At 71.8% G+C, this 10,751-nt stretch carries 12 protein-coding genes; all 12 read left to right on the forward strand.

Annotated features, from left to right (window positions below):
* On the forward strand, positions 1-1,011 hold a 1,011-nt coding region (locus ACSW7Y_RS12985), incomplete at its 5' end, for a carbohydrate ABC transporter permease (RefSeq protein WP_438126690.1).
* Positions 1,008-1,922, forward strand: a complete 915-nt coding sequence (locus ACSW7Y_RS12990; protein ID WP_438126691.1) for a carbohydrate ABC transporter permease — start codon at positions 1,008-1,010, stop codon at positions 1,920-1,922. The genes ACSW7Y_RS12985 and ACSW7Y_RS12990, both read left to right, overlap by 4 nt.
* Positions 1,919-3,865 carry an amylo-alpha-1,6-glucosidase gene (locus tag ACSW7Y_RS12995; protein WP_438126692.1) on the forward strand — a complete coding sequence of 649 codons (1,947 nt, stop codon included), beginning with the start codon at positions 1,919-1,921 and terminating at the stop codon, positions 3,863-3,865. The genes ACSW7Y_RS12990 and ACSW7Y_RS12995 overlap by 4 nt, the downstream gene beginning before the upstream one ends.
* 168 nt (positions 3,866-4,033) lie before the next feature.
* Positions 4,034-4,882, forward strand: a complete 849-nt coding sequence (locus ACSW7Y_RS13000) for a hypothetical protein (protein WP_438126693.1) — start codon at positions 4,034-4,036, stop codon at positions 4,880-4,882.
* Positions 4,879-5,331 (forward strand): phage holin family protein, encoded by a 453-nt coding sequence (locus ACSW7Y_RS13005; RefSeq protein WP_438126694.1) that lies wholly within the window; start codon positions 4,879-4,881, stop codon positions 5,329-5,331. The genes ACSW7Y_RS13000 and ACSW7Y_RS13005 overlap by 4 nt, the downstream gene beginning before the upstream one ends.
* A complete protein-coding gene (locus ACSW7Y_RS13010; protein ID WP_438126695.1) occupies positions 5,328-5,918 on the forward strand; it encodes a DUF3618 domain-containing protein in 591 nt (196 codons plus the stop codon). The genes ACSW7Y_RS13005 and ACSW7Y_RS13010 overlap by 4 nt, the downstream gene beginning before the upstream one ends.
* Positions 5,919-6,021: 103 nt before the next feature.
* Positions 6,022-6,471, forward strand: a complete 450-nt coding sequence (locus ACSW7Y_RS13015; RefSeq protein ID WP_438126696.1) for a MarR family winged helix-turn-helix transcriptional regulator — start codon at positions 6,022-6,024, stop codon at positions 6,469-6,471.
* Positions 6,472-6,527: 56 nt separating this feature from the next.
* A complete protein-coding gene (locus ACSW7Y_RS13020; RefSeq protein ID WP_438126697.1) occupies positions 6,528-7,169 on the forward strand; it encodes an MBL fold metallo-hydrolase in 642 nt (213 codons plus the stop codon).
* A 52-nt stretch (positions 7,170-7,221) separates the two neighbouring features.
* Entirely contained in the window at positions 7,222-7,902 is a 681-nt protein-coding gene (locus ACSW7Y_RS13025) for an HAD family hydrolase (protein WP_438126698.1), read from the forward strand.
* Between the two features lie 71 nt (positions 7,903-7,973).
* Positions 7,974-8,456 (forward strand): GNAT family N-acetyltransferase, encoded by a 483-nt coding sequence (locus tag ACSW7Y_RS13030; protein WP_438126699.1) that lies wholly within the window; start codon positions 7,974-7,976, stop codon positions 8,454-8,456.
* Between the two features lie 50 nt (positions 8,457-8,506).
* Complete coding sequence (locus tag ACSW7Y_RS13035; RefSeq protein WP_438126700.1) at positions 8,507-9,130, forward strand: TetR/AcrR family transcriptional regulator; 624 nt, start codon at positions 8,507-8,509, stop codon at positions 9,128-9,130.
* A partial coding sequence (locus ACSW7Y_RS13040) for an MDR family MFS transporter (RefSeq protein WP_438126701.1) occupies positions 9,127-10,751 on the forward strand: 1,625 nt, incomplete at its 3' end. The genes ACSW7Y_RS13035 and ACSW7Y_RS13040, both read left to right, overlap by 4 nt.

Raw genomic sequence — 10,751 nt, forward strand, 5'->3', positions numbered from 1 at the left:
TCCGGCTGGCTGTTCACCGCCCCCACGGTGATCGTGCTCGGCCTGTTCCTCCTCGTTCCCGTGGTCATGGCCGCGTGGGTGAGCGTCTCGGACTGGCGCGGCGTCGGCAGCCCGTTCTCGTCCGGCGTGCAGTTCGTCGGCGGGCAGAACTACGCGAAGATCCTCGGCGGGGGCGGCCTCGACGAGCAGAACTTCGGGACCGCCCTGCGGAACAACCTCTGGTACGTCGTGTTCGTCGTGCCGCTGCAGACCGCTGTCGCGCTCGGTCTGGCCGTCCTCGTGAACGGCCGGGCCCTGCGCGGCCGCGGGTTCTTCCGGACCGCGTTCTACTTCCCGTCGGTGACGAGCTCCGTCGCGATCACGGTCCTCTGGCTGTTCCTGTTCTCGTCCACCGGTGCCGTGAACGCGGTCATCGGGTGGATCGGGCTGAAGGGGCCGAACTGGTTCAACGAACCGACCGGCATCTTCCAGCTCGGCGCCGGGACCCCGCCGGCGTTCCTCGCCGACCACACGGCCCTCGGCATCCCGTGGTCGGAATGGCTCGCCGGCCCGTCGGTGGCGATGAGCGCGTTCATCCTGCTGGCGGTGTTCACGACGAGCGGCACCTTCATGCTGCTGTTCATCGCGGCGCTGCAGAACCTGTCGCACGACGTCGACGAGGCCGCGATGATCGACGGGGCCGGTGCCTGGACGCGGTTCTGGCGGGTCACGCTCCCGCAGCTGCGCCCGACCCTCTTCACGGTGCTGACCCTCGGGCTGATCGGGACGTGGCAGGTGTTCGACCAGATCTACACCGGCACCAAGGGGGCGCCGGCGAACACCACGCTCACGCCCGCCTACCTGTCGTACACGTCGGCGTTCCAGAGTCAGCAGTGGGGCGTCGGTGCCGCGATCGCCTTCATCCTGTTCGCGATCATCGTCGTCTTCACACTGCTCCAGCGCTGGGCGCTGCGCGAGCGTCCGGTCTCCCGCCGGCGCATGCGGTGGATCGAGCAGGGAGGGTCGCGATGACCGCCACGTCCACCCGGCCGGGAGGCGCGGTGCCGGACCTCCGCGCCGCCACCGTCACGCAGGCGCCCGGCCCGGGCCGGCGGCCACGTCGGCTCACCGGCCGCGGGATCGCACTGCTCGTCGTCGGCGCCGTCATCGCCGTCGTCTACCTGCTCCCGTTCTACGTCGCGATCGTGAACTCGTTCAAGACCGACGAGGACGCATCGCTCCACCCGCTCGCGCTCCCCGCGACGTGGACGGGCGCGGCGTTCCGGACGCTGTTCGAGAACTCCGACTTCGGGATCTGGACGATGAACTCGGTGATCGTCGCCGTGTGCGTCACCGTCGGTCGGATCTTCTTCGACTCCCTCGCCGGCTACGCGCTGGCACGCCTCCGGTTCCCCGGACGTCAGACGGTGTTCGCGCTCATCATCGCCGTGATGGCGGTGCCGAACGTCGTGCTGCTCATCCCGAAGTTCCTCGTGATCAACCAGCTCGGCATGTACGACTCGTACTCCGGCATGATCATCCCGCTGCTCGTCGACGCCGCCGGGGTGTTCATCATGAAGAACTTCTTCGAGTCGATCCCGGTGAGCGTCGAGGAACAGGCGAAGATCGACGGCGCCGGGGTGTTCCGGACGTTCTGGTCGATCGTGCTGCCGATGGCCCGTCCGGCCGTCGTGACCATCACGATCCTGTCGTTCCAGGGGTCTTGGAACGAGCTCCCGCACTTCATCGTGTCGGCGTCCTCGCCAGCACTCACCACCCTGACGAAGGGCGTCGCTTCCCTGGCCTCCGGCGCGTTGAGCGCCGGCAACCAGTTCCCGGTGAAGCTCGCTGCCGCGTTCGTGATGACGATCCCCGTCGCGATCGCCTTCTTCGTCTTCCAGAAGCGGATCATGAACACGAGCGACGGGGCGGTCAAGGAATGACCACGACGACCAGCATCACCACGACCACGAAGGCGGCAGCGTCAGCGACGCCCCGGCAACCGCTGCTCCACGACGAGGTCGTCGTCCTCGCCGCGCCGACGCAGGCGTGGTCGGACCGGCACGGCACCGTCGGCACGAACCCCGTGCACGGGTACTGGACCGGAGACCAGCGTTTCGTGTCCGCGGTCGGTGTGACCATCGCCGGCACCGACGCCGAACCCGTGTCGACCGCGCCGGTGGACGCGCGAGAGGTCGTCTTCACCGCGCTCCTCCGCGGGCTGGACGCTCCCGGTGCCGACCCCGACGTCCGCCTCGACCGCCGTCGGCGCGTGCGGGTCGACGGCGTGGCCGAGACCCTCCGCATCACGGACCGCACCGCCGGGGACCCCGGGCCGGACGAGACCGCCACGGGGACGATCGAGGTCACGGTGCGCATCTCGCCGGACGCGAGCGGCATGGACGCGGTGAAGGGAGGAGGCGCCCCCGCGCCGGTGCCGGCCGCCCTCCCGACGCAGGCCGGCCCCGAGGGGGCGAGCCGCGCCTCCTGGACGGCCGGATCGGTCGAGGTGACGCTGAGTGCCCCCGGAGCCGACGTCGCCCTCGACGACGGTGACGTCGTCCTGACCTGGCGCGTCCCACGCGAGCGCGTCGTCGAGGTCGGCTGGGACTGCGCCGTCCTCGCGCCGGACGCCGTCGTGACGGGTGCCACCACCCCCGCTCCGTTCGCCGCACCGGACGGCGTCGGGGACGACCGCCTCCGCCGGTGGCTCGCACGCGCGACCGACGACCTCGACGCCCTGCGGCTCACCCGGCCCGAAGGGGAGTTCCTCGCCGCGGGCGCCCCCTGGTTCTTCACCCTGTTCGGCCGCGACTCGATCTGGGCCGCGCGCTTCCTGCTGCCCGTCGACACGTCGATCGCCGGCGGGACGCTCCGGGTGCTCGCCGCGCTGCAGGGCACCCGGACCGACCCCGCGACGGCCGAACAGCCCGGGAAGGTCATGCACGAGCTCCGCCAGGCGACCCTCGCGATCGACAACGACGAGCTCACACTGCCGCCGCTGTACTACGGCACCGTCGACGCCACCGCGCTCTGGGTCTGCCTGCTGCACGACGCCTGGCGTGCCGGGCTGCCGGACGCCGAGGTCGAGGCGCTGCTCCCCGCACTCGAACGGGCCCTGGTGTGGATGCGGGACCACGGCGACGACGACGGCGACGGGCTGCTCGAGTACGTCGACGAGACCGGCCGCGGCCTGGCGAACCAGGGGTGGAAGGACTCCGGCGACAGCGTGCAGTGGCGCGACGGGACGCTCGCGGAGGGGCCGATCGCCCTCTGCGAGGTGCAGGGGTACGCGCACGAGGCCGCCGAGCACGGCGCGGACCTGCTCGATGCCTTCGGCCGCAGCGGCGGTGACGACTGGCGCGCCTGGGCCGCGCGGCTCGCGGAGCGCTTCCGCGAAGCGTTCTGGGTCCGCGACGAGGTCGGGCCCTACCCGGCGATCGCCCTCGACGCCTCGAAGCGCCCGGTCGACTCCGCCACGAGCAACATCGGGCACCTGCTCGGCACCGGCATCCTCACCCCCGAGGAGGAGGCCGTCGTCGCCGCCCGCGTCGTCGCCCCGGACATGGCGAGCGGGTTCGGCCTGCGCACCCTGTCGACCACCGCCGCCGGGTACTGGCCGCTGAGCTACCACGGCGGCACCGTGTGGGCGCACGACACCGCGGTCGTCATCAGCGGACTCGTCCGGACCGGGCACGCGGCCGAGGCCAGGGCGCTCGCCGAGCAGCTGCTCGCCGCGGCGGTCGCGTTCGACTTCCGGATGCCCGAGCTGCACGCCGGGGACGCCGCCACCGACGTCTCCCGTCCGGCGCCGTACCCCGCCGCCTGCCGGCCCCAGGCGTGGAGCGCAGCGGCGGCGTTCCCGGTGTGGGTGGCGCTGCGCTGACGCCGTGCCGGCGGGGTCCGCTCCTTGCCGGAGCGCGAGGCCGCCGCGCACGGTGGACAACCGGACCGCGCTCGGTGGACGGTCTGGAGCGGGGTGGAGCGTCACGGGCGCACGGTCGGTTCCGAACCCGCGGGCGTCGTGCTCGCGGTACCGAACCGGAAGGCCACCATGACCACGAACCCACCCGGGAACGACTCCGGGACCCCGATCCACGACCGCACCGCCGCCGCGGACGGGCTGCCGACCAGCGGCGCCGACGGCCTGCCGATCAGCAGCGCCGACGCGCCGCAGACCTACGACCCGTTCGGCGAGGACGCACCGTTCGGTGAGGGTGCTGCGCAGCACGCCGCGTCCGGCGTCGACCCCGTCCTCGACGAGCCGCTCGATGCCCTCCCCGCCGACGAGCAGCTCCCGGCGACGCCGAGCGCAGCCGGAGCTGCGGGCATCGGTCTCGCGAGCGGCGACACCGGCGCGGGCAGCAGCTCCGGTGGCAGCGGCGCGGGCAGCAGCGGCAGCGGCTCCGGTGGCAGCGGCAAGGCCGACGCCGCGAAGGGCGCCGCCAAGGACGTCGCGGGCGACGCGAAGGACAAGGCCGCGGACGTCGCCGGCACCGCCAAGGAGCAGGCCGGCAAGGTCGCGTCCGAGGCCACGGACCACGCCAAGCAGCTCTACGGTCAGGCCAGCGCGACCCTGAAGTCCCAGGCGGCCGACCAGCAGCAGCGCGCCGCGTCCGGTCTCCGCGACATCGGCGACCAGCTCGGACGCATGGCCGAGAACGACGACGAGCAGGGCATCGCGGCGAAGGTCGTCCGCGACCTCTCGCACCGCGCCGGCAGCGCCGCCGGGTACCTCGAGGGACGCGACCCCGGCTCGCTCCTCGACGAGGTGAAGTCCTTCGCCGCCAAGCGACCGGGTGCCTTCATCGCGATCGCCGCCGGCGCGGGCATCCTCGCGGGCCGCCTGACGAAGGCGCTGGCGACCGAGGTCAAGCACGAGAAGGAAGCGGACGGCGCATGAGCCAGACGCCACCGAGCGCCCACGAGACGCCGTTCGGCGAGCCGAGTCCGCAGGAGCGCGCCGCCACCACCCCGCTCGGCGAGCTGCTCTCCGACGTGTCGAAGGACCTGTCGAACCTCTTCCGCCAGGAGGTCGCGCTCGCCAAGGCCGAGCTGACCGCCTCGGCGAAGAAGGCGGGCAAGGCCGGCGGCATGTTCGGCGGCGCGGGCATCACCGCGCTCTTCGCCCTCTTCTTCCTGTCGATCGCCGCCTGGTGGGGCCTCGGGTACCTCATCGGCAACGCCTGGTCGGCCGTCGTCATCGCGGTCGTCTACGCGATCGTCGCAGCCGTGCTGGCAGTGCGTGGTCGCAAGGAGATCAAGGAGATCCAGGGCGTACCGCAGACCGTCGAGACGGCCAAGGAAGTCCCCGAAGCACTCAAGCCCCACACCACCGGGAGGAAGTCATGAGCACCCCCAACGAGAGCCGCACGCCCGACCAGATCCGCGCCGAGATCGAACGCACGCGGGGCGACCTCGGGTCGGACGTCGACGCGCTCGCCGACAAGGTCAGCCCGTCGTCCATCGCCCACCGGCAGACCGAGAAGGTGAAGGGTCGGTTCCAGAACGTCCGCGAGTCCGTGATGGGCGCAGCGGACTCCGCCCGTTCGAGCGCATCGGGCTCCGCCTCGGGCGTCGCCGACCACGCGAAGGACGTCGCGCACCAGGGCGTCGCGAAGGCCAAGGGCAATCCGCTCGCCGTCGGGCTCATCGCCTTCGGAGCCGGTTGGCTCGTGTCCTCGCTCATCCCGACGTCCGACAAGGAGGAAGAGCTGGCCGGTGAGCTGAAGGACAAGGTCGCTCCGCTCGTCGAGGACGTCAAGGGGCAGGCGAAGGACATCGGCTCGCAGCTCGGCGACGTCGCGAAGGAGCACGCGCAGGACCTCAAGGGCACCGCGCAGGACGCGGCGCAGACCGTCAAGGACGAGGCGCAGGGCGCCGCGTCCGACGTGCAGGACCACGCGCAGGGCGCGGCGCAGGACGTGCGCAGCAGCTGACGCGACCAGCAGACGGCCGGGAGGCCCGTGGCGGCGCCGCCACGGGCCTCCCGTCGGTCCGTCCCACGGTGGTGCCCGGTCGTCCCGCGGTAGCGTTCCGGGCATGGACCGCGGCACGGAACCGGGTGGGGACCCGATCGATGCGCTCGCGGCGGAGCTGCGCCAGTCGCTCGGGCGCGTGGTGCGTGCCGTCCGCCGCGAGGGCGACACCATGCCGCCCGCCCACACGGCGTCGCTCGGCTTCCTCGTCCGGGAGGGGCCGCTCACGATCGCGGAGCTCGCCCGTCGACGCGGGGTGAAGCACCAGGGGCAGTCGCGGTCCGTCGCCGAGCTCGCAGCCCTGGGCCTCGTCGAGCGCGCCGCGTCCGAGGTCGACCGCCGAGCGACGGTGATCCGCGCCTCGGGAGCCGGTCGCGAGGCGCTGCAGCAGGAGATGGACGCCCGCGCGGACTGGCTGGCCGAGGCGATGCGCGCCGAGCTCGACGACGACGAGGTCGCACTCCTGGCCCGGCTGCCGGCGCTGTTCGAGCGGTTGGCGCGGCACGCGGACTGAGCGCCCGCTCACCGTCAGCGCACCCCGACTGTACAACCGTGTTGTACAGTTGCGGCATGGAGCTGACGAAGTACACCCACGCCACGGTCGTCCTCGAGCGCGACGGCGCCACCCTCGTCGTCGATCCGGGTGCGTTCACCCCGGAAGCGGCCGACCTGGTCCGCGGGGCGACCGGTGTGCTCATCACCCACGAGCACTTCGACCACTTCGACGTCGACGCCGTCCGCAGCGGGCTCGAGGCGAACCGTGAGCTGGTCGTCCGTGCTCCGCAGCCCGTCGTCGACCAGCTCGGCGAGCACGACGGCCGCGTCGCGGCGGTGCAGGCCGGTGACGCGTTCGAGGTCGGCCCGTTCTCGGTCCGGGTGTTCGGCGAGCAGCACGCCGTCATCCACCCGGACATCCCGACGATCGCGAACGTCGGCTTCCTCGTCGACGACGCCGTCTTCCACCCGGGCGACGCGTACCTCGTACCCGGGGTCCCCGTGCAGACCCTGCTCGTGCCCACGAGTGGTCCGTGGTCGCACACCTCCGAAGCGGTCGACTTCGTGCGGGCGGTCGCTCCCGAGCGTGCCGTGCAGATCCACGAGGCCATGCTGAGCGACATGGGGCAGCAGTCCGCCGCCCGGTTCCTCGGCCCGGACGGCCTCGGACCGGTGCCCGTGGCGATCCTGGCGTCCGGGGAGTCGATCACCGTCTGACCGACGGACAGCCCTGGGAGACGTCACGTCGGCCGCCGAGGAGCATGGCGACATGGCCGACGCTCCCACGACCGCAGTCCTCTTCGACATCGACGGCACGCTCGTCGACTCGAACTACGCCCACATCGACGCCTGGTGGCGGGCGTTCACGGCGATCGGCGAGTCCGTCGATGCCTGGCGCATCCACCGGTCGATCGGCATGGACTCCGCGAAGCTGCTCGAGGCGCTGCTGCCGGACGCCTCCGACGACACCCGCGACGCCGCCAAGCAGTACCACTCGGCGTACTACGCGGAGCAGCAGCCGCGCCTCCGGCTCCTGCCCGGCGCACGCGACCTGCTCGCGGCGGTCTCCGACGCCGGGCACGCCGTGGTCCTCGCGACGAGCGCGCCGGAGCCCGAGCTCGTGCGACTCCGCGAACTGCTCGACGCCGAGGAGTGGCTCACCGCGGTGACGAGCTCCGAGGACGTCGAGCAGGCGAAGCCCGATCCGGGGATCATCGCGGTCGCGCTGGAGCGGGCCGGGGTGTCCGCCGACTCCGCGGTCATGGTGGGCGACGCGGTGTGGGACGTCGAGTCGGCGGGACGGGTCGGTGTCACGAGCATCGGGGTGATGACCGGCGGAGTGGGCGGCGACGAGCTCCGCGGGGCCGGTGCGGCGGCGGTGTACGACGATGCGGCCGCAGTGCTGGCAGCGTTCCGGGCGGGTGACGGGCCGATCGCTGCCCTGCGGTAGCCGGCGCGGCGGCGAGCAGAGCTGCGCCGTGCGCCGCTCTCGCCCGTCCCGGCGTGCGAGGATCGTTCTTCGTGATCACGATCGAACGCGTCGCCTGGGACGACCCCCGCGGAGTGGCGCTCCGCGCCACGATGGACGAGGAGATGCACGAGCGGTACGGCTCGGCGAACGCCGCCGAGGACCCCGCCGTCACCGCCGAGCGCAACCGGGTACTGACGGTCGACCCGGCCGACGTGATCACGTCGCTCCTCGCGATCGACAAGGACGGCACAGCGCTCGGGCACATCGCCGTGCGACGGCTCGGTGACGAGGTCGAGCTGAAGCGCCTCATCGTCCTCTCAGCCGCTCGCGGCAAGGGTGCCGCCACCGCACTGCTGGCCGAGGGCGAGCAGGTCGCGCGGGAACAGGGTGCCGCCCGGGTGATCCTGCAGACCGGCGACAAGCAGCCCGAGGCCGTCGCGCTCTACCGCAAGACCGGGTGGGAGCAGATCCCGGTCTACACGCCGTACGCGGAGACCATGCCGTGGTCGTTCTGCTTCGCGAAGGCACTGTAGTCACACCAGCACTCATTGCACTCTCAGTCATATAGTGCAATTCTTGGTCGGTGACCACGACCGAACGCACCCGCGCGCTCCGCCGCCGCATGATCGTCGAGGCACGCCGGGCGACGGTCGAGCACGGCCTGCACGGCTTCACGATCGAGCAGCTCTGCGAGACCGTCGGGGTGTCCCGCCGGACGTTCTTCAACCACTTCGCCTCGAAGGACGACGCCGTGCTCGGCATCGAGCAGGGTGCGTCCGAGGCGCTGCTGCACGACTTCGCCACGCGCACCGTCGTGCCGGAGGACCTCGACCCGCTCGCCGCCGTCGTCGCGTTGGCGATCGAGCAGGTGCACCTCGTCGGGCTCGACCGGACCGAACAGGACCTCGCGCGGCGGGTGTTCGAGCACGAACCCGCCATGGTGCCGAAGTTCCTCGCCGTCGTCGACGAGCAACTCGCCGCCGTCGCCCGCGCGGTCCGTGCGCGCTTCGGCTGGGACGACCCGGCGGACCGTCGGGCGCAGCTCGTGGCCGAGACGGCCGGCACCCTGCTCAAGGTCACCGCGGCCACGTACTTCGACGACGCCTACGACGAGGCCACCAGCCCGCCGTTCGAGGCGCTGCTCACCGACAACCTCCGCCAACTCAGGGCGGCCATCACCACCACCGGACAGGACCCCACCGCATGACCGCCACCGCGCAGGGCTCGAGACGCGCCTGCCCCGGCTCCGACGGACCGCTGCTGCTCACCCAGCGGCGCATCTGGATCATCTTCTCGGCACTGATCGCTGGCATGCTGCTGTCGAGCCTCGACCAGACGATCGTCTCGACCGCGATGCCGACCATCGTCGGCGACCTCGGTGGCGTCGCGCACCAGGCCTGGATCACGACCGGGTACCTGCTGGCGTCGACGGTCGTCATGCCGATCTACGGCAAGTTCGGCGACGTCATCGGGCGCCGCAACCTGTTCCTCGTGGCGATCGCCCTGTTCACGCTGGCGTCGCTCGGCTGCGCGATGTCGACCGACTTCTGGCAGTTCGTGGTCTTCCGTGCGCTGCAGGGACTCGGTGGCGGCGGCCTCATGATCCTGTCGCAGGCGATCATCGCCGACATCGTCCCCGCCTCGGAGCGCGGCAAGTACCTCGGGCCGCTCGGCGCGATCTTCGGTCTGTCGGCGGTCGGTGGCCCGCTGCTCGGCGGCTTCTTCGTCGACCACATGACCTGGCACTGGGCGTTCTGGATCAACATCCCGGTCGGGATCGCGGCGTTCGCGGTGGCCTGGTTCGCGCTGACCCTGCCGAGCAAGAAGGCCACGCGCCGGATCGACGGGCTGGGCGTCCTGCTGCTCTCCGCGACGACCGCGTGCCTGGTGTTCTTCACCGAGTCCGGCGGGAACCGCGACCACGGTTGGGGTGCGCCGGAGACCTGGGCCTGGGGTGCCGGGTTCCTGGTCGCGGCAGCGCTGTTCGTGTTCGTTGAGTCCCGCGCCGAGGACCCGATCATCCCGCTGTCGTTCTTCCGCAACCGCACCTTCGTGACCGCGACGGCGATCGGCTTCGTGCTCGGCGTCGGCATGTTCGCGGCGATCGGCTTCGTCCCGACGTTCCTGCAGATGGCGTCGGGCACCTCGGCCGCGGTCTCCGGCCTGCTGATGCTCCCGATGATGGCCGGCCTGATGGGGACCTCGATCCTCTCCGGCACGCTCATCACGAAGACCGGGAAGTACCGGATGTTCCCGATCGTCGGCACGGTCCTGGTCGGCCTCGCGATGCTCTCGATGACGACACTCGCCGCCAGCACCCCGATCTGGCTCATCTGCGTGTACCTGTTCGTCTTCGGTGCCGGGCTCGGGCTCATCATGCAGGTGGTCGTGCTCGTGGCGCAGAACGCGGTCCCGCCGGAGCAGGTCGGCACCGCGACGTCGACGAACAACTACTTCCGCGAGGTCGGCGCCTCCCTCGGTGTGGCCGTCTTCGGTGCGCTCTTCACCTCACGCCTGACCGACGCGCTCCGCGACGTGTTCACGAGCGCTGGCGGCAGTGCGTCCGACGCGGCATCAGCGAGTGCGAGCATCGATCCGACCGCGCTCGCGAAGCTGCCACAGGCGATCCAGGACGGCATCGTGAACGCCTACGCCGACTCGCTCGCGCCGGTGTTCTGGTACCTCCTGCCGTTCATCGCCGTCGCCCTCGTGCTCGCGCTGTTCCTCCCGCAGATGCGGCTCGCCGACGTCGCCGGGATGGTCGCCCGCGGCGAGGCCGTCGGCGGGGCGGAGGCCGACGAGCTCGAGCGCGCGCAGCGCGGCCCGGC

Source organism: Curtobacterium flaccumfaciens (assembly GCF_051548005.1).
In the GTDB taxonomy this organism is placed as follows: Bacteria; Actinomycetota; Actinomycetes; order Actinomycetales; family Microbacteriaceae; genus Curtobacterium.

Bases quoted from the DNA above. Each gene is read 5' to 3' on its own strand.
- ACSW7Y_RS12990 (WP_438126691.1), top strand. From the start codon at position 1,008: ATGACCGCCACGTCCACCCGGCCGGGAGGCGCGGTGCCGGACCTCCGC.
- ACSW7Y_RS13025 (WP_438126698.1), top strand. From the start codon at position 7,222: ATGGCCGACGCTCCCACGACCGCAGTCCTCTTCGACATCGACGGCACG.
- ACSW7Y_RS12995 (WP_438126692.1), top strand. From the start codon at position 1,919: ATGACCACGACGACCAGCATCACCACGACCACGAAGGCGGCAGCGTCA.
- ACSW7Y_RS13000 (WP_438126693.1), top strand. From the start codon at position 4,034: ATGACCACGAACCCACCCGGGAACGACTCCGGGACCCCGATCCACGAC.
- ACSW7Y_RS13010 (WP_438126695.1), top strand. From the start codon at position 5,328: ATGAGCACCCCCAACGAGAGCCGCACGCCCGACCAGATCCGCGCCGAG.
- ACSW7Y_RS13020 (WP_438126697.1), top strand. From the start codon at position 6,528: ATGGAGCTGACGAAGTACACCCACGCCACGGTCGTCCTCGAGCGCGAC.
- ACSW7Y_RS13005 (WP_438126694.1), top strand. From the start codon at position 4,879: ATGAGCCAGACGCCACCGAGCGCCCACGAGACGCCGTTCGGCGAGCCG.
- ACSW7Y_RS13015 (WP_438126696.1), top strand. From the start codon at position 6,022: ATGGACCGCGGCACGGAACCGGGTGGGGACCCGATCGATGCGCTCGCG.